The organism is Pseudomonas sp. LPB4.O, assembly GCF_038383825.1.
Classification (GTDB): Bacteria; Pseudomonadota; Gammaproteobacteria; order Pseudomonadales; family Pseudomonadaceae; genus Aquipseudomonas; species Aquipseudomonas putida.
Genome location: NZ_CP151298.1, coordinates 2610470 through 2632781, shown reverse-complemented (window position 1 = coordinate 2632781; position 22312 = coordinate 2610470). Strand labels below are relative to the sequence as shown.

At 59.5% G+C, this 22312-nt stretch carries 21 protein-coding genes; 5 read left to right on the top strand and 16 right to left on the bottom strand.

Going from position 1 to position 22312, the window contains the following annotated elements:
- Positions 1 to 79 precede the first annotated feature (79 nt).
- Both MRBLPB4O_RS11790 and MRBLPB4O_RS11785 read right to left on the bottom strand, forming a co-directional pair.
- Positions 80 to 1486: an acyl-CoA reductase gene (locus MRBLPB4O_RS11790; RefSeq protein ID WP_341798565.1), complete on the bottom strand. Its 1407-nt coding sequence runs from the start codon at positions 1484 to 1486 to the stop codon at positions 80 to 82.
- Positions 1483 to 2757, bottom strand: a complete 1275-nt coding sequence (locus tag MRBLPB4O_RS11785; RefSeq protein WP_341798564.1) for a hypothetical protein — start codon at positions 2755 to 2757, stop codon at positions 1483 to 1485. Before MRBLPB4O_RS11785 ends, MRBLPB4O_RS11790 begins: the two co-directional genes overlap by 4 nt.
- Before the next feature lie 282 nt (positions 2758 to 3039).
- Between MRBLPB4O_RS11785 and MRBLPB4O_RS11780 the strand changes: the two genes are divergently transcribed.
- Positions 3040 to 3858, top strand: a complete 819-nt coding sequence (locus MRBLPB4O_RS11780; protein WP_341798563.1) for a metalloregulator ArsR/SmtB family transcription factor — start codon at positions 3040 to 3042, stop codon at positions 3856 to 3858.
- Between the two features lie 26 nt (positions 3859 to 3884).
- On the opposite strand, the gene MRBLPB4O_RS11775 is transcribed toward MRBLPB4O_RS11780, so the two are convergent.
- From MRBLPB4O_RS11775 to MRBLPB4O_RS11710, 14 genes are all read right to left on the bottom strand, one after another.
- Positions 3885 to 4862: a nitronate monooxygenase gene (locus tag MRBLPB4O_RS11775; protein ID WP_341798877.1), complete on the bottom strand. Its 978-nt coding sequence runs from the start codon at positions 4860 to 4862 to the stop codon at positions 3885 to 3887.
- A gap of 85 nt (positions 4863 to 4947) precedes the next feature.
- A complete protein-coding gene (locus MRBLPB4O_RS11770) occupies positions 4948 to 5922 on the bottom strand; it encodes a nitronate monooxygenase family protein (RefSeq protein ID WP_341798562.1) in 975 nt (324 codons plus the stop codon).
- A 99-nt stretch (positions 5923 to 6021) separates the two neighbouring features.
- Entirely contained in the window at positions 6022 to 7518 is a 1497-nt protein-coding gene (locus tag MRBLPB4O_RS11765) for an aldehyde dehydrogenase family protein (RefSeq protein ID WP_341798561.1), read from the bottom strand.
- Positions 7519 to 7598: 80 nt separating this feature from the next.
- Positions 7599 to 8426, bottom strand: a complete 828-nt coding sequence (locus MRBLPB4O_RS11760; RefSeq protein WP_341798560.1) for an SDR family oxidoreductase — start codon at positions 8424 to 8426, stop codon at positions 7599 to 7601.
- Positions 8427 to 8537: 111 nt separating this feature from the next.
- Positions 8538 to 9545 carry a phytanoyl-CoA dioxygenase family protein gene (locus MRBLPB4O_RS11755; protein WP_341798559.1) on the bottom strand — a complete coding sequence of 336 codons (1008 nt, stop codon included), beginning with the start codon at positions 9543 to 9545 and terminating at the stop codon, positions 8538 to 8540.
- A 143-nt stretch (positions 9546 to 9688) separates the two neighbouring features.
- The gene (locus MRBLPB4O_RS11750) at positions 9689 to 10438 is read right to left on the bottom strand and encodes an SDR family oxidoreductase (RefSeq protein WP_341798558.1); all 750 of its coding nucleotides are present in this window, start codon (positions 10436 to 10438) and stop codon (positions 9689 to 9691) included.
- A 41-nt stretch (positions 10439 to 10479) separates the two neighbouring features.
- A complete protein-coding gene (cysN, locus tag MRBLPB4O_RS11745) occupies positions 10480 to 12384 on the bottom strand; it encodes a sulfate adenylyltransferase subunit CysN (RefSeq protein WP_341798557.1) in 1905 nt (634 codons plus the stop codon).
- On the bottom strand, positions 12384 to 13286 hold the full coding sequence (gene cysD / locus MRBLPB4O_RS11740) for a sulfate adenylyltransferase subunit CysD (RefSeq protein WP_341798556.1): 903 nt from the start codon (positions 13284 to 13286) through the stop codon (positions 12384 to 12386). The genes cysN and cysD overlap by 1 nt, the downstream gene beginning before the upstream one ends.
- Positions 13279 to 14055, bottom strand: a complete 777-nt coding sequence (locus tag MRBLPB4O_RS11735) for a 3'(2'),5'-bisphosphate nucleotidase CysQ (protein WP_341798555.1) — start codon at positions 14053 to 14055, stop codon at positions 13279 to 13281. The genes cysD and MRBLPB4O_RS11735 overlap by 8 nt, the downstream gene beginning before the upstream one ends.
- 30 nt (positions 14056 to 14085) lie before the next feature.
- On the bottom strand, positions 14086 to 15249 hold the full coding sequence (locus MRBLPB4O_RS11730; protein ID WP_341798554.1) for a sulfotransferase: 1164 nt from the start codon (positions 15247 to 15249) through the stop codon (positions 14086 to 14088).
- Positions 15250 to 15309: 60 nt separating this feature from the next.
- A complete protein-coding gene (locus tag MRBLPB4O_RS11725; RefSeq protein ID WP_341798553.1) occupies positions 15310 to 16098 on the bottom strand; it encodes an SDR family oxidoreductase in 789 nt (262 codons plus the stop codon).
- Between the two features lie 12 nt (positions 16099 to 16110).
- The gene (locus MRBLPB4O_RS11720) at positions 16111 to 17295 is read right to left on the bottom strand and encodes a DUF1214 domain-containing protein (protein WP_341798552.1); all 1185 of its coding nucleotides are present in this window, start codon (positions 17293 to 17295) and stop codon (positions 16111 to 16113) included.
- A 67-nt stretch (positions 17296 to 17362) separates the two neighbouring features.
- Positions 17363 to 18382: an alcohol dehydrogenase catalytic domain-containing protein gene (locus tag MRBLPB4O_RS11715; protein WP_341798551.1), complete on the bottom strand. Its 1020-nt coding sequence runs from the start codon at positions 18380 to 18382 to the stop codon at positions 17363 to 17365.
- Between the two features lie 122 nt (positions 18383 to 18504).
- Entirely contained in the window at positions 18505 to 19326 is an 822-nt protein-coding gene (locus MRBLPB4O_RS11710) for a metalloregulator ArsR/SmtB family transcription factor (protein WP_341798550.1), read from the bottom strand.
- Positions 19327 to 19498: 172 nt separating this feature from the next.
- Between MRBLPB4O_RS11710 and MRBLPB4O_RS11705 the strand changes: the two genes are divergently transcribed.
- From MRBLPB4O_RS11705 to MRBLPB4O_RS11690, 4 genes are read left to right on the top strand one after another with little or no spacing between them, the layout of a single operon-like run.
- Positions 19499 to 20098, top strand: a complete 600-nt coding sequence (locus tag MRBLPB4O_RS11705) for a TetR/AcrR family transcriptional regulator (RefSeq protein ID WP_341798549.1) — start codon at positions 19499 to 19501, stop codon at positions 20096 to 20098.
- Positions 20099 to 20144: 46 nt separating this feature from the next.
- Positions 20145 to 20624 (top strand): VOC family protein, encoded by a 480-nt coding sequence (locus MRBLPB4O_RS11700; protein ID WP_341798548.1) that lies wholly within the window; start codon positions 20145 to 20147, stop codon positions 20622 to 20624.
- 41 nt (positions 20625 to 20665) lie between these two features.
- On the top strand, positions 20666 to 21478 hold the full coding sequence (locus MRBLPB4O_RS11695; RefSeq protein WP_341798547.1) for an SDR family NAD(P)-dependent oxidoreductase: 813 nt from the start codon (positions 20666 to 20668) through the stop codon (positions 21476 to 21478).
- Positions 21475 to 22251 carry an SDR family oxidoreductase gene (locus MRBLPB4O_RS11690; protein WP_341798546.1) on the top strand — a complete coding sequence of 259 codons (777 nt, stop codon included), beginning with the start codon at positions 21475 to 21477 and terminating at the stop codon, positions 22249 to 22251. Before MRBLPB4O_RS11695 ends, MRBLPB4O_RS11690 begins: the two co-directional genes overlap by 4 nt.
- The last annotated feature ends 61 nt before the right edge of the window (positions 22252 to 22312 follow it).

Here is a 22312-nt window from a genome sequence, read left to right as displayed (position 1 = left end):
GCTATGTACCCTCACTGAGTTGAGCCGTGTGTGAGGGAGTGACGCCGCGCAGCGGCGTCATGGCTGCGCATGCAGCTGCTCAGCCCTCGTCGTTCACCCAGCGAACGAAGCGCTGCAGAGGATTGAAGCCGTCATGAGGCAAGCCGGCCTCTATGCCGGCCGAGCCGCCGATATTCACCACCCGCTGCGCCCCCGCCCCTGCCAACCGGTCGCGCAGCAGTGCTTTGCGTTGCGCTGGATAGACACCCACCGTCTGGGTGGCGATGTTCACATGGCGTATCGCATCCTGCAGGTCCTGGACCTGCACGACATTGACGATCTTGCCATCAGGGTGGAAGTCAACGGGATCTTGTGAACGGATAACCACGCCTTCCCCACCGTAGCCACCCCACACCCGGTAGGCGGGCTCGAGCATTCGCAAACCGTCGATCTCGTCACGCAGCTCTGCCGGTACTCGCGGTCCGATTGCCGAAGCCATAGGTCGGTCGACATTCATGCGCTGTTGCAACAGCGCGCAATAGCGGTCGACTTGCTCGGTCGTGCCCTCGACAAACTGAAAGCGGCTGGAGGCGCAAGCCTGCTGGTTCATGAGGGTGACATCGAAGGCTGCCTTGTCGGCGACAGCCGCCAGTGTCTCTGGTGAGTCGAACACCTCACGACCAATCATCGAGATCGAGGTTTTGGGATCGAACGACACAAGCTCAAAACCAGGACCTATGTACTTGCTGACACTGCGGATGGCGCTATCCCCGCCCCAAGCGACCACCTTGTCGAAGAACTGCGGCCTGAACAGCGCACGCTCGACCTGCTCATCGCCTCCTCGCCAATACACTGCAGAGAACGAGCGCGTCAGCGGATGCCCAGGTGCCACGCTCGCCATGGCTCGCAAAATAGCTGGCGCTGTGAACAGGTCGTTGGAAGGCAACTTGAGCAGGTGGACGCCTTTGGTCAGGGCTCCCCGTACAACCGTCAATGCAGAAACGCCCGGGGCGTTTCCTGCAACGATATGAATCAACCTGGGTGGAAATGCGCGAATGCGGCTCTGCCGTCCACTGGGGGAATCCTTGATCTCGCGCCAGCCGTCGAGCACATCGGAGCCGCCCAGTTCAGTGCGAATCTGGAATTCCAGGCCCGCCCGATTGAACGGCGCTGAAATATTCTCATAGGAAAACTCCATGATATGCCGCGGCAACGGCCCCGTTTTGAGGGAGTTCTCCAAGGCTTGGGCTACCAGCCCCTCAGGGTCTGCCTTGAGCCACTGGCCGGTCTGCTCCAATACATCAATGATCTCGCTGACTGGCGTATCGAAGGCCGGGCCAGGCTTATCCCGCTTCCAAACCAGCTGATCGAGGTCAATTCGAGGGGTAGCGAACCGCGCGTGGGCAGGCCCATGCTCCGACTCGGCGCCTAGTACCACATCGCCCTTGATGATGTGGCAAACAGCAACCGCTTCGGCTGCGGGTTGTGCAACTGAGGAAGTGGTCATTCTGCAAGCGCTCCGCGGATGTAGGCATCGAGCGTTCCCGCGCACCCGATATGATCGTCCTGGCCAATCTGGCTAAAACGCGTGATGTTGTCGAGCAAGGTGGGGCCGTGGCGCCCGCAAGGGCAATGGTCAGAGAAGTCGACGGTCACTTTGTCGCCGGTGATCACGCCCCCCCAGCGTCCTTCGAACAGCAGGTCAAGGAATGCAAAGCGGCCTTCGACCCTATCGTTTTCGTCGGCATCTGCTGGCGTCAGCAAGCGCTCCCCCGGCTCATCGGTAATCAACCAGATCAAGCCCGGGGCGCGATGGTAGCGCCCGGCTTCACAGCGGGGCATCAGCTGGGCCATTTCAGTCATGCCATAGGCCGCAGGGCGGATGACGTTGCCGTAGAAGCGTTCCACTTGCTCTTTGTAGTCTTCAGGCAGTGCGACGCCTTTGATACCGCCGCCCGCCTGAATAATGGCCCCAGGGTGGAACTCACCGTCGCCGATACCGCGCTCCCGTGCGCACTGGATAATCATCATGTGCTGGGCCCAAAGGCCACTGACCATGATCGGCTCATGGCGGTGGTCGAGGATTTTTTCGGCAAGCAGGCGCATGGCCGCAGCGCCCTCTTGCGCTTTCACCCGTGCTGACGCTTCAAAAGCCTGGATTTCTTCAGGCAGCGCGGTGCCCTCGGCGATGGCTTTGCGCATTGCAGCAGCACGGCTCACTTCACTGATCAGTAACGGCTCTTCAGTCAAAGCAAACATTGCACCCGGCCGACCCCAATTAACGCGGCCGATCTGCGCCGATTCGATAGCGCTGTTGTATCCCTTGATCGGGCCAAGCCAGAACAAGGCACGATTGGGCTCCGCCTTCGCAAATGGCCAGCCGGTGGCATGCTTGTAATGCAGCGCCTTGTTTTCCTGGTCGCCGGCGGTGTGATTGAGAAATGAGCATTTGCCACTCGAGCCGCTGGTGGCCAATGGGCGGTGGCCGGCTTCATACAGGCGCTCGAGCCATTCATCGACATCGCGCACGCCGTCCACGTTTACATTGCTGACGTCAGCAACCGATAGCGTTTGCAGCCACTGCAGCATGCGGTCCCACCGATTGTTATCGATGAAGGACTGCGGGTAGGACTTGTAAACCGTGTGCGAGAAAAGGAGCGGCACCAGTTGTTCGAGGCTGTCGATGTGGGTGATCCCGGCTTCCTCGGCGCGGTGGCGCAGGAGCGGTATCTGCTCGATGCGCTCTCGGAACAGCTCCTGGGCAGCCTGGATCTGCATGTCATGCACGTTGGCCGGCGGCTGATCGAACGCGCTGTCGGGGTCGAGTATGTGCGACAACAATTGCTTACGTACGGGAGTCATTGCTTACCTCACAGTGTTGTTCTTTTATGTGAACGGCGTTTTGTTTTCCCGTGGAAATTAATATACCGGTTTATTCTCGGCGTCAACTGCACGAAATGCAGCGCTCTAGGGGGTTTTACCTGCAAAACAAATAGCGTTGGCCAGGATCCAAGCGTGCTGTTAGTGTGTGCAAACCACACCCTCGAGGCTTATGCGTAAGTGATTACTAACCAATCTGAGCATCTACAGGCTGTATTTATTGCTCTGGCTGATCCCACCAGGCGCGCATTGCTGGAAATCCTGGCGAAGGCCCCAAGCCATGTGGGCGCATTGGCACAGCAGGTGCCAGTGTCACGTTCAGCGGTCTCGCAGCACCTCAAGGTGCTCAAGGACGCAGGATTGGTGCAACAAGCCAAACGGGGCCAGCAGCGCATTTATGCGGTGATGGATGAATCGCAGGGGGTGCTCAAGGCATTGAGCAATTATGCGCTGTCGCTCGTTGCCCCTGCGCCAGGCGAAACGGACGCGAAGCGTACTCCGCTGGTCATTCAGGAACGAGGCGGGGCACGGACATTGGATTGGGCAGCCGTCAACGACGAGGTCGACGCTCAAACAGTCTCATTGGCTGGACGGTTTTATGTGGCGGGTCACCGTATGGAGCGCCTGCTCGCCCGCACCGCGGCCGCTTACCAGCTGAATGTGGGCGAAGCGATGATCTTGGGCACTTTGAAAAGGCTCGGGAATGACCGTACCTGCACGCCGACCGAATTAGGTCGGCATTCGCTGATATCCGTGACGGGCATCGCGAAGCGCCTGAACCGTCTTGAACAGGCAGGCTTGATTGAGCGTACGAGTGACGAAGTGGATCGTCGCTCGGTACAGGTGCGCTTGACAGCAGCGGGCGCCCGGACCTTCGAGGCGATCAGCCATGAGCAGTTCACTCAGAGCTACGCCGGGTTCAATGCGCTTTCACAGACGCAGCGCGAGGGCCTGGACGATGTATTGGAGAGTTTGCTGGGTACCCTTCCCGACACCTGACAGCAGGCTACGGGAAGGCCAGACTTCTACCGCGCTGCGTAGCGCAACAGCCGCTCATTGATGATCGCACGGGCATCAGCAATGATGGTTTGCACAAGCGTGTCGCAGCTCGGGATGTCGCGAATCAGGCCCACCCCCATCCCGGCAGCGTAGGCGCCATCATCCGCGTCGCCACGCTCCACTGCACTCACCCAGCGCTGGCTGCTCGCCAAGGTCATCAGTTGGTCGTGGTCCGCCCCTGCCCGCTCCAGCTCCAGAATCTGATCGGTCAGCGCATTTTTGAGCACGCGAGTGGAGTCGCCGATGCTGCGGCAGATCAGCGTGGTATCACGCTCCGTCGCCGCCAGATACCGGGCTTTGACTGCTTCGGGCATAGGTGACTCGCGGGCCATCAAAAACCGTGTTCCCATTGCAATCCCTTCTGCACCCAACGCCAATGCTGCCACCAAACCACGGCCGTCGGCGAATCCGCCATTGGCTACCACAGGGATAGTGAGTTGGTCGACCGCTGCGGGGATCAGCACCATATTGGGCACTTGGTCCTCGCCCGGATGACCAGCCGCTTCAAAGCCGGTCAAGCTGACTGCGTCTGCACCGAGCTGCTGTGCTTTCAGGGCAAAACGCACGGCTGTGCATTTATGAAGTACCTTGATGCCGGCTTCCTTGAAAGCGGCAATAAAGTACGCGGGATTGCCACCCGCCGTTTCCACGCATGTCACCCCAGCGTCCAGAATCACTTTCGCGCTGTCCTCAGGCTTGACGCTGAGTTTGGACAAGATCGTAAGGTTGACGCCGAATGGTTTGTCCGTGAGGCTGCGAACCTTCTCGATTTCCTCACGCAAAGCACCAGGTGAAGGGAAGCTGTGCGCGGAAAGAAAGCCAAGCCCGCCGGCGTTCGCTACCGCTGCTACAAGCTCTGCGCGCGAAACGAAGCGCATGCCACCTTGAATCAACGGGTAATCAATACCGAAGAGTTCTGTAATTCTGGTCTTGAACATGGCAATTCCAAGAGATCAGTTCTGAAGTGCAGTGACCCTGAACCGCTTGGCTCGAATGCGCTCAGCACGGTCACTGCCTACGGGTTCCCGCTCACGCCGAAGCAAAGAGGGTTGCTTGAGCCAGCTGCTTGCGGCATTCGCTGATCATGCGCTCGAGCAAGTCTTTACAGGTGGGAATGTCATTCATCAAACCGATCGCCTGGCTCGCCCAGACCAATCCATCGTTGACGTTGCCCGACTCCAGTGTCGCGCGTCCACGCGCGCCCATCACCAAGGGTCGGACATCCTCGAACGTGCAGCCACCCGGCCGACGCTCGATCGCTACCACCTGTTCGGAAATCTCGTTACGGAAGACCCGGCCACTGTTTTTCAACGTGCGGAAAATAACCACCGTGTCACGCTCGCTGCCCTGAACAACCGATTCCTTGATGTTGGAATGGATCGGCGCCTCTTGGGTAAGCATGAACCGGGTACCCATGTTGACCCCCTGGGCGCCCAGTACAAGCGCAGCCGCCAGGCCGTAGCCGTCGGCAATGCCGCCAGATGCAATCACGGGAATAGTCAGGGCTTTGACCGCGGCCGGTATCAGGACCAAGCCACCCACATCATCCTCACCAGGATGCCCAGCGCATTCAAAGCTATCGATGCTGATGATATCGACGCCATTGCGCTGTGCGCTCAGGGCATGACGTACCGATGTGCATTTGTGCAGGATTTTGATTCCAGCCGCTTTCAGACGATCAAAAAACTCTTTAGGACAATTACCTGCGGTTTCGACGATCTTCACTCCGCTTTCGATAATGGCCTGCAGGTAGTCAGCGTAGGGTGGTGGGTTGGCTGAAGGGAGTACCGTTAGATTGACCCCAAACGGCTGGTCTGTGAGGCCTCGGCACCGGTCGATCTCGGCGCGCAATGCGTCAGGTGTCGGCTGAGTAAGGGCGGTCAAGATGCCAAGCCCGCCGGCATTGGAAACAGCAGAGGCAAGTTCAGCGCGCCCCACCCACATCATGCCCCCTTGTACGATCGGGTAGCGGATGCCAAGCAGCTCGGTAACTGCGGTCTTCATAACGCCCTCTCTCCTGTTGCGGTGGATCACGAATTGTTCTTATATTTGAACGCCATTCAAAATAGCACGCAACCATGGAGTGAACAATGCTCGCGCTCTTCAGCTTGTTGAAATGCTGACACCCACACCTTTGGTACGGATGAACTCATCCAGGCCAGCTTTGCCGCCTTCGCGACCAAATCCGGAATTCCCCAGCCCGCCAAAAGGTGAGCCTGGGTGGAGGGCCGGAGTTGCACGGTTGACATACACAGTCCCCGCATGCAACCGATCAACCAGACGCTGGGCAGTATTGAGGTTGGTGGTCTGAATGTAGGCGGCCAAGCCGTACTCAGTCGCATTGGCCAAGGCTACAGCTTCCTGCTCATCACGAAATTTGAAGGCACATAGCACAGGGCCGAACACTTCCTTCTGAGCAATGGATGCATACGGGTCGGCATCTGCAATCAACGTCGGCGGGATGAAGTTACCCGGGGGACCTGCAGTCACCGCATGGTCGAAAAACCGGCCGGCGCCGCTTGCACGCGCGGTGTCGATCATGTCCTGTACCCGCTCACAGGCAGTGGCATTGATCAAAGGCCCCACGATCACGCTTTGGTCAAGCGGGTCACCGTAAGGTATATGGTCAATGGTGGTTTGAAGCGCATCGATAAAGCGCTCGTAGATCTCCTCATGGATGATCAAGCGGGTAGGCAAAGCGCAGCCTTGGCCACTGTTGGACAACCCAAACGTAGCGCAGTAAGCGGCAGTAGCCGCGACATCCACATCGGGGAACACAACATTCGCCGATTTGCCTCCTAACTCGAACACCAAGGGTTTCAGGGTGTCCGCGGCCGACCGCATGATTGCGCGCGCCGCACCAGGCCCCCCAGTGAATGAGATTTTGTCGACGCCAGGATGACTCACGAGTGCTGCGCCTGCCGCTACTCCTCCTGGCAATACGTTGATGACCCCAGGCGGCACACCTGCTTCAAACGCCAGCTCCGCGAAAAGCTGGGCGCTGAACGGGGTGAACTCGGCCGGTTTGATGACAACGCAATTACCGGCCGCAAGCGCAGGCGGGACCTTCATTGCCAACGACAGTAAAGGCGCATTCCAGGTGATGATATGCCCCACGACACCATAGGGCTCAGGCACTGTGTACTCGAAGTGGCCTCCTCCCGCTGGGCTCCCGGTCACCAAGCCTTCTATCTTGTCGGCCCAGCCGGCGTAGTAGCGCACCCAGTTGATGACACGAGGGGCAATGCCCTCGACCATGGTGCTGATGGGAATGCCGTTTTCGACCACTGCCATCTGTGAAAACCGGTCGATGTTCTGGTCGATCAGGCCTGCGAAACGATCGAGAATCAGCCGGCGATGCGCCGGCTTCGTGAGGCGCCACGCCGGGTATGCGGCGCGGGCAGCAGCCACTGCCATATCCACTTCGTCCCGGCCAGCCAGGGGGATCTCCATCTGAAACTGGCCAGTGGCGGCGTTGCAGTGGCTGAAAGTCCCACCACTCCCTCGCGCGATGGTCCGCTCACCGATCAGTAGATTGACATCAGGCAGTGTCGCGGCAATCGCTGCGTGCGCCGCAGCGTTTGGAGCGATGAATTTCATCGTTGGAATTCCTTTCGCAGTGCCGTTTGTAAATGGCTGTTGATGGCCTACGCGACAGTCTCCTCTACCCCCTGTCAGCGCTATTGCGCGGCGCCAGCCTCGATCAACGCATGGGCAGACAGTGGGCCGATTTCGGTCACCCCGCCGTCTACCGGGAGGTGCACGCCGGTGATGAAGCGCGCCTCATCACTGGCCAGGAAGCGCACGGCCAACGCAACATCCCACCCATCACCCTCGATACCGAGTGGGCCGACATTGCGCCGCTTGACGCGCATCTGTTCGGGTAGAAGCGACATCGCCAGGGGGGTGAGTACATGGCCAGGCGCAACGGTATTGGCCCGAATGCCTTGACGGCCATACAACACCGTCAGCTCGCGTGCCAATGCTGCCATGGCGGCTTTCGAAGGGCCGTAGGCAATACTGCCGTGGGCGCGTATGCCCGCTATCGACGAAATGTTGATGATCGAGCCCCCACCGTTCTGGGTCATCGCAGGCACCGAGTAACGGCTCATCAGCATCGCGCTGGTCAAGTTGATGTTGAGCACACGCGTCCATGCTTCTTCATCGTCCGCCTCCAGAGCGACCGGCGTAGCCACACCAACATTGTTCACCAGCACGTCAAGGCGGCCATAACGGCGCATGGTTTCCTCGACGATTCGGGCACAGTCATCACGCAGGGTGACATTTGCGCTGATAACGAAGGCTTCTGCGCCCATGCTCTCTATCTGATTGAGCGTGTCTTGCGCTCGCTGGGCATCCAGGTCCACAAGGCACACTTTGGCCCCTTCACCGGCGAGGACGACGGCAATTGCCCGACCAATACCAATGCCGTCGCCTTCGGCGCCAGCGCCGGTGACGATTGCGACCTTTCCAGCCATCGTTGCGTTGTAGTTTTTGGGTTGAGGCATGATTCAGCGCTCCAGATACAAGCAGGTATTCAGCCGGCAGCCGAACGCCCCGCCGCAGCGCCCTTCAACAAAGTGCTGTGCGGCGAGGTAGCTAGCCTGCCAGGTAGAGGGTCAGTGGATCGACCGCACCAGTGTCGCGACCAGTCCATCGTCGCTGTTGACTAGCACTGTCTCGCCGATCTGGAATGTTTTCGGGATGTCATCACCCTCGCGCTTCTTCCCGTCGGTCCCGCGCACATAGGTCTGCGGGACGATCGCAAAGCTTTTTTCCTGCTGAGTGCGCTGGTCACGCAGGGTAACCTGGTCGGGCGTAATGCCGAGTACCTTTCCAATCGATGGCACCTTGCCCGAGGCTTCGGTGACGCGGATATCCATGGACATCCGGAAGCGGTCTTTCGACAGATTGGTCAAACCACTGTGGGGGAGATTCAAATCGAAGATCACAATGTCGCCCGGCTCGAAATCAGCCCGTTTCCAGCCTTCAATGGGAATAAGGTTGGCCGGAATAGGGAATGAGGGAGGGTTGGTCACGTCATGCAAGATGGGGCCGCGGTGCGCGCCCTCAACCCAGGCGCAGCCACCGACTTCATCGTCAACAGTATCGATGGGTACCCAGCAGATTTTCATTTCCAGGCCGCGACTGTAAAAGCCGTCCTGATGTGGGTAGATGAACCGGTTCTGGCCTGGATCCTCTACCGGTGGATTGGCTCGGTATTCTGCGATGGGCAGCCAGAACGGATCGTCGCCGAGCAGTTCTTTCATGGTCGCGACGATCTTGGGGTTTTCGGTCAACATACGATGCATGTCGTTGTGGTTGAACTCACCGACGCGCGCGAGCTCGGCTGGGGACACGCTCTTGCCTTCAAAGCTGGCGCCGTTATAACGATTTTCGGTAACGCCAGGATCGATCAGGCCATGGCGCTGCAGATAATCAATCCAGCGCGCACGCATTTCGCCGATAACACCCTTGTCCAGGACCCCTTTGAAGTACCAATAACCATCGCGTTCCCATGCCTGATCGAGCGCTTTCCGGTCGCCGAGCAGGTGATTCGCAGTTTTCAATTGGCCCATTTGCCTGGGCGGGTTCAACGGTACGGTTTGTGCGTTGTTATTGTTCATACACCGTCTTTCCTTCTGACTTGGGTTCAGTCAACGAGGTTGATGATGTCCCATGCTGACCCGGTTTTCCGGCCGGCATTAGGGTCGCATTCAACATAATTAGGGGGTGAATTCGACAAGCGTCGTTTAGTTGTATCCATTGATTACGCTCCTGCTGAGCGCCCATCATCGATCACCTGCATGGCACCGGTTATTCCTGCAGCCTCGTCGCTTGCCAGAAACAGCGCCAGGCTTGCTACCTCGTGCGGTTCGATCATGCGGGCGCTGGTTCTGGCTAACAGGCTGGCCATGCTTTCATCGGAAAGCCCCTCAAAAATCGACGTGCGCGTCATGCCCGGACAAATTGCGTTAACGCGAATGCGATGGGCTCGATACTCCAAGGCCGCCGCCCGCGTCATCATCAGCAACGCACCCTTTGATGCCAGATTGGCGATGGAGTTGGAGGTGGCTGAAAATGCACCGACAGAAGCGGTATTGATGATCGAGCCTCCCCCTGAGGCCATCATCAACACCAAGGCGCTTTTCATCATCAAGAACGCACCGCGCTGGTTCACATCGATGACGCGATCCCAATCCTTGAGTGTCACTTCATGCGTTGGCACCCGCTGCGCGGGCCCGATACCGGCGTTATTGGCCAGCACATCGAGCCGGCCATAGCGCGCATGAACATGCGTAAATAATGCCTCGACCGCCGCTGGGTCACTGACATCGCAGGGCCAAGACTCGAAACTGCCCGTGGCGTTATCAGCCGTACCCGAAGGCAGAGGTTCGACGGTATCAAGGTCCACGGCTATCACCCGCGCGCCCTCCTGCACGAACCGTTGCGCCATTGCCCGACCAATACCCGCGCCTGCCCCTGTGACCACCGCTACCTTTTCCGCAATTCGAGCCATGGAAATAGCCTCCGTTTGAAATTGCCCAAGCCGGCCAATACCTACCTGGCCACCACGCCGCGCTCACGCAGGCATGCAACGATCTGCTGCGCAGCGTCCAAAGCGCTTTGGCGTGTCGTGTCGATGTACACGTCCGGCGAGAGCGGCACTTCGTAGGGGGAGTCGATGCCGGTGAAGTTTTTCAAGGTTCCCTGGCGCGCTTTCTTGTACAGACCTTTGGGATCGCGCTGTTCCACAACTGCCAGCGGGGTATCAATGAAGACTTCGACAAACTCACCCTCCTCCACCAGGCTGCGGGCCAGTTCGCGCTCGGCCCTGAACGGTGAGATGAATGCACTGATTACCACCAGCCCTGCATCAACCATCAGATGGGAAACCTCGGCGATACGACGGATATTCTCGACCCTGTCAGCGGCCGTGAAGCCGAGGTCTTTGTTGAGCCCATGGCGTACATTGTCACCATCAAGCAGGTAGGTACGTACGCCAAGCGCATGAAGCTGCTGCTCGACCAGGTTGGCAATGGTGGATTTGCCCGTACCCGAAAGCCCTGTCAACCAGAGCACGACAGGCTTATGCCCAGCGAGCCGGCTACGGGCAGCTTTGTTCACCTCCACGGCTTGCCAGTGCACGTTTTGCGCTCTGCGCAGGGCAAACTGCAGCATCCCCGCCCCGACTGTGAGGTTGGTGATACGGTCGATGACGATGAAGCTGCCCATGTCGCGATTCTGGGTATACGAATCAAACGGCTGAGGTCGGTCCAGCGCCATGTTGCAGACCGCAATATCGTTCAGTTGCAGCGTCTTGCCCGGCAGGTGCTGCAACGTGTTCACGTCGACAAGGTGCTTCGGCGTCGAGAACGTTGCGCTGACGGTGCTTGCCCCCATCTTCAGCAGATAAGGGCGGCCGGGCAGCATCTCGTTGGCGTCCATCCACACTAGCGTGACCTGGAACTGGTCCGAAACCTCCGCCGGGTCGCCTGCTGCCACCAGCACGTCGCCGCGGCTGACATCGATTTCGTCTGCCAAGGTGACGGTAATGGACTGATGCCGCTGTGCGAGATCAAGATCTCCGTCGAAGGTGACGATGCGTTTGACCGTACTGCAATTGCCCGATGGCAACACCCGCACATTGTCACCTGGCCTGAGCGAGCCCCCTAGCACGCGTCCGGAAAAACCCCGGAAATCGAGATTGGGCCGATTGACCCATTGCACCGGCATGCGCAGAGGGGCGTCGTTACTGACATTGCCAATATCGACGCTCTCCAGATATTGCATCAGGCTAGGCCCTGCATACCAAGGGGTATTAGGGCTAGGTTCGGTCATGTTGTCGCCCTTGAGGGCTGAAAGCGGGATACTCTGGATGCAACTGAATTCCAGTTGCTGAGCGAACGTGCGGTAGGCCTGATCAATACGTTCGAACACTTCCTGTGCGTAATCGACCATGTCGAGCTTGTTCACCGCCAGCACCACATGCTTGATGCCGATCAGAGACACCAGGTAGCTGTGGCGAAACGTCTGGGTCAGCAGGCCTTTGCGAGCATCGACCAGGATGATCGCAACATCGGCGGTAGAAGCGCCCGTCACCATGTTGCGGGTGTACTGCTCATGCCCAGGGGTATCGGCGACGATGAACTTGCGCTTGTCGGTGGAAAAGAACCGATAGGCGACATCGATGGTAATGCCCTGCTCGCGCTCGGCGCTCAGCCCATCGACCAGCAGGGCAAAGTCCAGTTGGTCGCCCTGGGTGCCAGATTTGCGCGAATCGGCCTCCAGGGTGGTCATCTGGTCTTCCAGCAGGGCTTTCGCTTCATACAGCAGACGGCCGATCAGCGTGCTCTTGCCATCATCGACGCTCCCGCACGTGATGAACCGTAAGAGCGTCTTTTGCTCATGGAGGTTGAGGTACTGCTCAATGTCTTGCTCGATGAGTGCAGTGTTAGCGTTCATTAGAAGTACCCCTCGACTTTTTTCTTTTCCATGGAGCCTGCGCTGTCATGATCGATCACGCGCCCTTGGCGTTCAGTGGTGGTGGACAGCAGCATTTCCTGGATGATGGCCGGCAGCGTGTCTGCCTGGGATTCCACTGCCCCGGTCAATGGGTAGCAACCCAGTGTGCGGAACCGCACACTGCGCATTTGCACGCGTTCGCCATCTCGCAGCGGCATGCGCTCGTCATCGACCATGATCAGCGTGCCGTCGCGCTCCACCACCGGCCGCTCAGCGGCGAGATAGAGCGGCACAATGGGAATACTCTCGCGGTAGATGTACTGCCAGATATCCAGCTCGGTCCAATTGGAAAGCGGGAATACGCGGATGCTCTCACCTGGGTGTTTGCGCGCGTTGTACAACCGCCACAACTCCGGGCGCTGGGCCTTGGGGTCCCAACGTTGCTGGGCTGATCGGAATGAGAACACCCGCTCCTTGGCACGGGACTTTTCCTCATCCCTGCGTGCGCCGCCGAATGCCAGGTCAAATTTGTGCAGGGCCAGCGCCTGCTTCAGCCCTTCGGTTTTCCACATGTCAGTGTGCAGCGCCGAGCCGTGGGTGAACGGGTTGATATTCTGTGCTTCGGCCTCGGGGTTGCGATGAACCAGCAACTGCATGCCCGACGCTTTCGCCATCTCCTCGCGCATCTGATACATCGCCTGGAATTTCCAGGTCGTGTCTACATGCAACAACGGAAACGGCGGACGCGACGGAAAGAACGCTTTGCGTGCCAAATGCAGCATCACTGCGCTGTCCTTGCCGATCGAGTACAGCATTACCGGGTTTTCTGACTCCGATACCGCCTCGCGCAGGATATCGATGCTGTCTGCCTCAAGGCGTTGCAGATGGGTCAAATCAGTCATGTTGGAGCTCCTCGTGCCGCTGGCACTCGGCAATGGTCGAAAGGAGAGCGGCTGCAACCTCTGGCCGGCAGATCAGAAGATCAGGCATGAACACTTCACGTTGGTTGTAGCTGCAGGGGCTACCGTCAATGCGCGAAGCATGCAGGCCCGCCGCCAGCGCTACGCCCACGGGGGCGCAAGAATCCCACTCGTATTGGCCACCAGCGTGCAGGTAGGCGTGGGCCTCACCCCGCACCACCGCCATCGCCTTCGCGCCTGCCGACCCCATGGGCACCAATTGCGCATTCAGCCGCAGTGCTACCTGCTCGGCGACCCGCGGCGCTCGGGTGCGGCTGACCAGGATTTTCATGCGCCCCGCTGGCGCTGGCGGTAGAACGATTGGGGCAGCTGCACTGAACACGCTGCCCAGCGCTGGCAGGCTCACAGCGCAAGCCGCGTCGACTTTGCCGTCCTTGACCAAACCGACGTGCACCGCCCAATCCGGTCGGCCTTCCGCATATTCGCGGGTGCCATCGAGCGGGTCGACAATCCACACCCTTTGCTTGTGGAGGCGAGCATCGTCGGACGCCTCTTCCTCTGAAAGCAGGCCGTCATCAGGGCGATGCCTGCGCAGCAAGTCAGTCAGCAAGGTATTCGCCAGGCGATCACCATGTACGCCAAGGTAGGTACTGGATAACAGGCCATGCTCTTTCAGCCTGAGCAGATGTTCGCCGGCAGCGGTTGCCAGGCGTGATGCCAGTTCGGCATCGTCTATTGTCAGATCGGGCATTGGGATACCTCTTGTAGTACAGGAAGTAGCTCAGGCCAGGGCCTGGCGCTGGATATAGGGGGCGAACCGTTGATTGACCCGGTCTGGGTCCAGGCCATAGGTTTCAGCGCTATAACGGTGCTCACCGTGTCGGGCTTCCGGCGCGGCGCTTATCCGCTCAAGCATCCGCGCGCGCGCTTGATCGCTTAAGGTCAGGCCAAAGTGCTGGTAGATGGTCTGGATCACGGCCATCGGCTGGCGCTGGATGTCCTGTTGCAGGATGTCCAGGAACTGGCCGGGCGCCCTGGCCCTTGCGCGGTGTGCGTCCTCGACTGCCGCGCCCCAGTAGCTGGCTTCTCGTTCCCCGATGGCCCGCGTATCGACACCCTCCTCCAGAATGCTGCGAGCCTCACGAAGTACACTGCACAGCGAAGGCAGGGCGCTGGCCGGGGCGCGATGGGTCTGGATCACACAAGCATCGGGAAACACATCCAGCAGGTTGCCGACCTGGGCCACGTGCCCAGGGTTCTTCAACAGCCAGGTCTTCTCCGGGCTGTTGGCGCCGATCAACTGAATGACCTTGCGCAGGCGCCGATAACTGCTCGCCTCGCTCTGCTCCAGCCACCAACGGTCGTAATCGGGTACACGGAGGGAGGAGCCGAAGAAGTTGCTGCAAAAATTCTGCTTCAGCACTTCCAGGCACTCGTCCACGTCATCGGCCCGCATGTCGTGGGCAGCACGCATGTGTGGCGCCGCTGCAAAAAACTGTTCAAGGCCTGCCACGCAAGCCTGGTACCAAGGGTTCGCGGCCCAGGTGTGGCGTTCCGGGCGCGGCATCGGGAACGCAGTGAGCCAGCGCTCCATCCCCTGGAATTGCGGGTCCATCGACAACAACTTGTGCAGTGCCGTGGTGCCCGTGCGTGGGATGCCGATCACAATCAGCGGGCGCGTTACGCGATGCTGCAAGCATCCTGGATGTGTTTTCCAGCCCTCCTCGCTGAGCAAGCGTGAAACCAGAATCCCGACCAGCAGATTCCAGGCAAACTCGCGGCCGCCTGGCTTGAAGACCGGGCCATTGTCATCCAGAGCAGCCAGCAGCCGCTGCAAGCCCGGGAGATATTCAGCAGGGTCACCAAAGTCGGTCAAACCCGTTGCGGCGCTGGCGGCGGCGTGCAACTGCCCCTCCGCGCCCTTGAAGTTGGCGGATATCGTCACGATGGTTATCTCGTTAGCTAGTGATAGAAAGTGGCGGACGCCACATTGCAGTCGCTGCAGCTACCCGGGCCTGGCAGAAGCGATGGCTGCCTGGATTTCGGCAAAGGTAGGATTGCGGCGCAGCGTCAGGCCGCCATTCACCTGCAAGGTCTGGCCAGTCATGAAGCACCCCTCGCTGACCAGGAACAATGCGGCTTGGGCGACATCGTCCACGGTGCCCAAGCGGCCCAGCGGGTACGCCCGCTCGAAGGCCTGGCGCACGCCGGGCACTTCGGTGAAGCCTTGGGTCATTCCGCTCTCGGTCAGGCCGGGGGCGATGCTGTTGATACGGATACCGCGCACGCCGTACTCATCGGCGACGGCCCGGACCACATGCTCGCCGGCGGCCTTGCAGGCGCCATACAGCGCCTGGTCCTGGAAGCCGATACGGGCGATGGCCGACGACAGCATGACCACCGCCCCCCCGTCGGACATCGCTCTCAGCATGCTTTGCAAAAACTGGAACGAGCCTTTGAAAACGGTGCGATAAACCTGGTCCAGGTCTTCCTCGCGGGTTTCGGCAAACGGCTTGCTCAAACCGATGCCCGCAGCATTGACGGCAATGTCCAGCCGACCGTAGCGTTGCAATGTGACCTCTGCCAGGCGCTCGAGGTCAGCCTGACAGGTCACGTCGCAAGGCAGGCAACTGCCGCCTATGTCCCATGCCAGTTGCTCAAGTGGTGCGATGCGTCTGGCCGCGACCACAACCTTGGCGCCATGCGCCGCGAACAATCGGGCGATAGCGCTGCCCATGCCCGGATCCGTGGAGGCACCCAGCACGACCGCCACCTTGCCATTGAGTTGTTCCATGCTGGCCGCCTCCTACCAACGCCGGCGTAATTGCGCCCCGAGGCGCCGCACGCGCAGGGCCTCGCCGCGCTCCACCGGGGTGACGCGCAACATATCCAATGGCAGGTGCTCATCCAGGTCGGCGAGTTTGACTTTCTTCAGGATGGGCGTGGGATGAGAGCTGCTACGGTACCACCGTCCTATCAACATGCCCTTGAGGTTGCCGCCGGTATCCAGCCAGTTCGCAACGCCTGGGTCTTCCACGGACAGCACTGCGCGGAACTTCCCGTCGCCATTCACATGAGCTTGATGACCGTTGAGGCTGCTCTGGCGATGAACGAGTTCGACCTGATTCCACAACGCATCGACGACCTGAACGTTCCAATACACCAAGCGTTGCGGCAGTTCGGTTTCCAGAATCAGCGCCTCGTCAGACTGTAAGTCGTAGGTGCATTCGTAATAGGCTTGTGGCCAGTCATCTCCATTACCCAGCTCTGCAAACGTGACCAGCTTCATCTCGTGCGGCGGCCGGTTGCTGCGGCTGTTGGCGATGATCCCTTGGCACAGTTGTGACAGACGCTTCACGTAACCGCCAAACAGATCCCGCAATTGCTGGTCAATCGTAGCCACGCTCATACGTGGTTTTAGCGGCTGCTCCCCCAGGCGCTCGATGCACACCTTGACGTCGCGCTCATTCCCCCAATCGTAGGAAAACTGGCGCAACAGCAAGAAGCGTGATTCTGGGTGAAGGTATAACCAGTCGCCCTGATAGCCTTCTGGCCGCTCGCTGCTGAAGATGACCTCGAAACTGCCGTCCTCGGCGATGTCCAGCTGGTCAAGGTCGTAGTTATTGAAGCCCGGACCTGGTGGGTTGCCCATACCGATCATGTGCTTGCCTGTCGCGAAGCCCGCCACCGGCACATTTCCTCTGTTACCTGACACGCGGTAGACCCCCTCGCCGCTGACGGCGCTGAAGTGATAGACCGCGTCGGGGTTGGGCTGGGCAAGAAACACCGAGTTCTCGAAAGGTGCCCAGTCGGGGTAATCGGGGTCCGCCTGGAAATACAGAAAGTAACCTTGCGACAGGTTCATGGCGAATTGGCGATACAGTTCGGCACGCAAGTGCTCGTCAAGCGGGTCCCAAAGCTGTAGTTCGACTTCGCTGGCGGCTTTGAGCAGGTCGACGTAGCTCGCCCACGGTTGCAGGGAAGCATTCATTCAGTCACCTCCGGTGAAACGCATCTGGATAGATGGATGAAAGAGCGGGAGCAGGTCCGCCGACGATTCACGCCCAGGGATGAATCATGACTTTGCATTGTCCGCTGGGCGTGCGCAGCGCTTCGAATACGGACGGCACCTCGTCCAACGAAACGTGCTGGGTGATCATTGCCCGCGGCTCCAGCGCCCCACGCGCAAGCACCTGTGCCACATACTGGAAATCACCCACGGTGTATGTGTTGGAAAAACGCAACGTGATTTCTTTCCATACCGCTGTCGCTGGCACAAAGCTGTCTGCTGTGGTACAGAAGCCCAGCACCACCACGGTTCCAGCGCGGCTCACGGCTTGGATGGCTTGGCTGATGCAGCCTGGTTGGCCCGCGCACTCGAGCACGATGTCTGGCGCTGCACCGAAGGCCTCGGTGGCCGCGGCAGCAAGCGTTTGCCCCTGGCCTTGGGCGATGAATGCATCAGCGCCCATTTGCAGGGCCAGCGCCTGACGGCGGGTGGAATTGGCGGCGACCACGACTCGGCCAGCGCCCAATTTGCGCGCAAAAAATGCGGCTGCCAGGCCGATAGGGCCAGCCCCCAGGACCAGTACCGTGGCGCCAGGCGTTATGCCCGCCATGGCTGCACCATGCAGGCCCACTGCCATAGGCTCCAGCAGGGCACCGTCGTCGTAGGTTAATGAGTCTGGAAGCTTGATCGAGGTGCGCTCGCTGACTGCGACATATTCGCTAAAGCCACTACCAAGCCCGCGGAACGCTACGCAATGGCTTGGGCTGCCGCGCTGGCAGGCCAGGCAATGGCCGCAACCGGTGAATGGCAAGGCACTGATCCTGTCGCCGATCTGCAGCCCCTGAACCTCGGCCCCCACCGCCACCACCTCGCCTGCATATTCATGCCCAGGGACCGTACCGGCTGGGTAGTCAAAGCCGGGCGAATGCCCCTCGGTCATATGAAGGTCGGTGCCGCAGATACCGCAGCTGTGAACTTTCATGACCACTTCATCAGGGCCAGGTGCGGGATCGGGACGCGTCTCGATCACCAAGGGCTCTCCGGCTGCGTGAAACACCGCTGATCTCATTATTATTCTCCGTAGGTGAGTACGTTTGGCATTGCTACCGCCCATCTTTTAGATGACAGGTCTCAACCGCCTGACCTAATAGTTCACCAGGAAACATTTATCGTCAACAGTTTTTTTGAACGCTATTCAGAATTGCCTGACGCAGCGCGCCGCGCCAACTCACCCTCCATCAACCCGTGAAAGTGTTGCAGCAGGTGCGCCAGCTGGGTCAGACCGTTGGCAGGCAGGCGCTTGGCGGCGGCATGGTCGGCGCCGTATTCGTGGTGGTCGAGAATGGTCTTCAGCATGCCCTGAGCCTTGGGGGTCAACGCAACATGACTGATACGACGGTCCTGCTGGGAAGCGGACCGGCAAATCAGCCCAAGACGTTCAAGGTTGTTCATCAGTTTGGTGACCGCGCCCTTGGTCAGCCCCAGCCGCATCTGCAATTGAGAAGGCGTTAGGCTATGGCCAGGAGTCAGATTGATCGCATCCAGCAGCAGCAGCTCACTGCCTTGCAGGCCATGACGCTCAGCGGTTTCCTTCAGCGCCCGTTCGACATGGCGCCCCATCAACAGCAAGCGTTGGGTCACTGCGTAGACATTCGGATCCTGGCCCGGCCACTCCCGCGCCCAACGCAGCGCGGCCAAGGCGATTGCATCAGCTTCAAGCGTGTGCGGTAGGCCGCGCTCGGCGCTGGCAGGTGCTGCTGCCAGCCCCCCGAGGTAGCTCATCAAGTCGTCCAATGCTCCGGGCCTTGCCGCATACAACGTGCGCCGTCCGTCACGCTGCTGAGACACCAACCCAGCCTCTAGCAGCACCTTCAGGTGCTGCGATACAGCCGGCTGGCTCAGGCGTGATTCCTCGGCCAGCGCGGCGGTATGGGCAGGCACCCGCACCAGGCTTTCATAGAGGGCTCGCCGGCTGGGATCAGCAAGCGCTCGTAACGTTTCATCATAAGCCATTACTTATGTATCCTTGGACTTGGATTCCGTACAGCATTAAGAATAAGCATCGGCTTATGTGTCAACCCGCATGCAGGGCATTCAGCGATTATTTTCTATAGCACTATTGAATTTCTGGAGAGGGGTCGCTTACCTTGGCAGGACATTTTTAATTTGAGCGCGGACACTGCAGATGCCGATCAAGCCCACCACCGGCAAATTCACACAGCGCCGGTTGGAAATCCTCATGGCCGCCGCCTCGGTTTTTGCTGAAAAGGGCTTTCATGGGTGCCGCACCCAAGATATTGCCGACCGGCTTGAGCTCAAACAGGCCAGCTTGTATTACTACTTTCCCACCAAGGAAGCCGCATTGGATGCGGTGTGCCTTTACGCAGTTGAAACGGCCACTGCGCGCCTGCGGGAGATCAGCAAAACGCCAAGCGCCTCGCTGTCCGATAGGGTCTACGCAGTTATCCACGCTTACCTTCATGACCTGGATGCCCATCGGGACTGCATGATTGTGCTTGCAGAGCAACGCCGATACCTGAGTGCGGAACAGCAAGAGGCAGTGAGTGCCCAGTCTCGCCAGTATCGGACGCTGCTCCAGGAAATGCTCGAACAGGCAGGTGCTCAGGGCTTGTTAGACACCTCGATCGATTGCCCACTGGCTGTCCGCGCGCTGATCGACCTGTGTCATTGCGCAGCCATGAGGCTGCAGCGCAATGCCGGACAGGACGTGGCCCATATCATCGAACAATACACACGGCTGTTCTGCACAGGCATTGGTCGTTGATGTGAAGTCAGCCGCTTTTCCACCGTTTGAACGAAGGATCAACACAATGGAATTCGACGGAAAGCTCTACCAGATCGGGGTTGTCGTACGCGATCTGGAAGCCAGCATGGAACATTATCGAACCCTGTTCGGCCTCGGGCGTTTTCGCCGGCTCGATACTGATTACACCGGGCGTTACCGGGGTATCGAACAGCGGATTGCCAACCGCAATGCGTTCGCGCGCTGGGGCGATCTTTATCTGGAAATGGTAGAGCCTGGTAGCGGCCAGAGCAGCGCATCCGAATGGCTGGAGAGTCGGGGGGAAGGCATTTTCCATCTGGGTTATGCGACGTCCAATCTGGAGCAGCGGCCAGGGGGAGCGCAGGTCTGCTTCGAGACCATCGACAACCTCAACGCCCAAGGCCACCCCGCCATCATCCACCTCGACACAGTCAGCCAGCTGGGATATTTCGTCGAGCTGGCGGATATGCAGCTCGCTGATCGGCTGGCGCAATGGATCAATGGCGATGCGAATCTGACCGGGTAGGCATGGTGGGATTAGCGCATGGGGAACGACGGAGAAACAGCATGACTCGACTAAGCGGAAAGGTAGCATTGGTCACCGGCTCTACCCAAGGGTTGGGCGAAGGCATCGCCCAGCGTTTCGCGCAGGAAGGTGCAATGGTGATCGTCAACGGGCGCTCACGGGAGCGCGGAGACAAAGTCGCGCAGGCGTTACGCGAGCTCGGTGCGCAAGCGATTTTCCTGCAGGCCGATCTGAGCCATAAACACCAGGCCCAAGCGCTGGTCCGCGAAGCCGCTACGCACTTCGGGCGCCTCGACATTCTGGTTAATAATGCCCAAGTGGTTCCGCCTTTGGCCCATGCCTGCTCAGATGACAATGATGGGTTGCTCGATGTGGCGCTTCGCTCCGGGCTGTACGCCTCGCTCTGGACTGCGCAAGCCGCGCTGCCGTGGTTAATTCAGGCAGGTGCCGGTCGAGTCATTAACTTCGCATCCGTGAATGGCGCCTACGGCAGCCGTTACGGCTTGGCCTATAACGCAACCAAAGAAGCCATCCGAGGACTGACCCGCACGCTCGCCAATGAGTGGGGACAGCACAATATCACGGTAAATGCGGTGCTGCCCTCCGGCTGGAGCGCCGCATACCAAGCGTTTTATGGCGACGATATGCAAAAGCTCGAAGCCGTCGCGCGGCAGACACCCATGCGTCGGCACGGTCGGGCGCTAGAGGACATAGGTTCGGCAGTGCTAGGGCTTGCCAGTGAGGCTAGCCGTTTTATCACGGGGCAATCGCTTTTCATCGATGGCGGTCAGAATCTGCTCGGCCTACCTCAGTTGCATGCCCTGGAATCACCCGCCCAGAAGGTCGCGCCATGAACGCTTTGCAAGATAAAAAGGTGTTGGTACTGGGCGCCGACAGCATTGGCCGCGGCATCGCCATCCGCTTGGCGCGCGAGGGAGCTTCAATCGCTGTGCTGGACCCCATGCTCAGCGCAGCCACTGAGGTCGCCGAGGTCATTAGCGCCAAGGGCGGTTCTGCGCTGGCGTATGCCGCCGCCTTTGACGGCCAGATCGGCGCCACCTTGAAAATGGCTATCGCTGCGCTGAGCGGTGTGGATGTGCTGATCAATAACGTCTTGCCAATACCCACCATTGCTCCTCTGGAAGACCAGCCTCGCGCCGCATTCGACGAGGCATTTGCACGTGTGCAGGCAGCAATCTGCGCGATGCAGTGCGCGGTGCCAGCGATGCAATTGGCGGGCGCTGGGCGCATCATCAACGTTGGGCACCGCTATGGAGAGGGTATCAATGAAGGCCTGGCGGCTTACAACGCTGCGGCCTGGAGCCTTGTCGGGCTGACCCGCACCGCCGCTTTGGATTGGGGGCGATATCAGATAACCACCAATCTGCTGCTACCGTTGGCCGATTCCCCCGAAGTGCGACACTGCCATGCTTTACGCCCCAGGGTGATAGACCTCATGATCGGGCAACTGCCGCTGGGGCGCCTTGGTGATCCAGTCGAGGACGTGGGTGGTGCCGCGTTGTTCCTGGCTTCTGATGCCTGCTGCTTCGTCAATGGTGAAACACTGCACGGCGACGGAGGCCAGCACCTGGCAGGCCCGGTTTTGAACCCTGCGCGATTTGTATGAGTCCAGCCCTTGCCAGTCGTCCAAGGGTGCGCCTCACACCGTGCTTGCGGCATACTCCGGC

Coding starts and splice junctions, on each gene's coding strand:
- MRBLPB4O_RS11790 (WP_341798565.1), bottom strand. CDS start 1,486: ATGACCACTTCCTCAGTTGCACAACCCGCAGCCGAAGCGGTTGCTGTT.
- MRBLPB4O_RS11785 (WP_341798564.1), bottom strand. CDS start 2,757: ATGCAGATCCAGGCTGCCCAGGAGCTGTTCCGAGAGCGCATCGAGCAG.
- MRBLPB4O_RS11770 (WP_341798562.1), bottom strand. CDS start 5,922: ATGAAGACCGCAGTTACCGAGCTGCTTGGCATCCGCTACCCGATCGTA.
- MRBLPB4O_RS11765 (WP_341798561.1), bottom strand. CDS start 7,518: ATGAAATTCATCGCTCCAAACGCTGCGGCGCACGCAGCGATTGCCGCG.
- MRBLPB4O_RS11760 (WP_341798560.1), bottom strand. CDS start 8,426: ATGCCTCAACCCAAAAACTACAACGCAACGATGGCTGGAAAGGTCGCA.
- MRBLPB4O_RS11755 (WP_341798559.1), bottom strand. CDS start 9,545: ATGAACAATAACAACGCACAAACCGTACCGTTGAACCCGCCCAGGCAA.
- MRBLPB4O_RS11750 (WP_341798558.1), bottom strand. CDS start 10,438: ATGGCTCGAATTGCGGAAAAGGTAGCGGTGGTCACAGGGGCAGGCGCG.
- cysN (WP_341798557.1), bottom strand. CDS start 12,384: ATGAACGCTAACACTGCACTCATCGAGCAAGACATTGAGCAGTACCTC.
- cysD (WP_341798556.1), bottom strand. CDS start 13,286: ATGACTGATTTGACCCATCTGCAACGCCTTGAGGCAGACAGCATCGAT.
- MRBLPB4O_RS11735 (WP_341798555.1), bottom strand. CDS start 14,055: ATGCCCGATCTGACAATAGACGATGCCGAACTGGCATCACGCCTGGCA.
- MRBLPB4O_RS11725 (WP_341798553.1), bottom strand. CDS start 16,098: ATGGAACAACTCAATGGCAAGGTGGCGGTCGTGCTGGGTGCCTCCACG.
- MRBLPB4O_RS11720 (WP_341798552.1), bottom strand. CDS start 17,295: ATGAATGCTTCCCTGCAACCGTGGGCGAGCTACGTCGACCTGCTCAAA.
- MRBLPB4O_RS11715 (WP_341798551.1), bottom strand. CDS start 18,382: ATGAGATCAGCGGTGTTTCACGCAGCCGGAGAGCCCTTGGTGATCGAG.
- MRBLPB4O_RS11710 (WP_341798550.1), bottom strand. CDS start 19,326: ATGGCTTATGATGAAACGTTACGAGCGCTTGCTGATCCCAGCCGGCGA.
- MRBLPB4O_RS11705 (WP_341798549.1), top strand. CDS start 19,499: ATGCCGATCAAGCCCACCACCGGCAAATTCACACAGCGCCGGTTGGAA.
- MRBLPB4O_RS11700 (WP_341798548.1), top strand. CDS start 20,145: ATGGAATTCGACGGAAAGCTCTACCAGATCGGGGTTGTCGTACGCGAT.
- MRBLPB4O_RS11695 (WP_341798547.1), top strand. CDS start 20,666: ATGACTCGACTAAGCGGAAAGGTAGCATTGGTCACCGGCTCTACCCAA.
- MRBLPB4O_RS11690 (WP_341798546.1), top strand. CDS start 21,475: ATGAACGCTTTGCAAGATAAAAAGGTGTTGGTACTGGGCGCCGACAGC.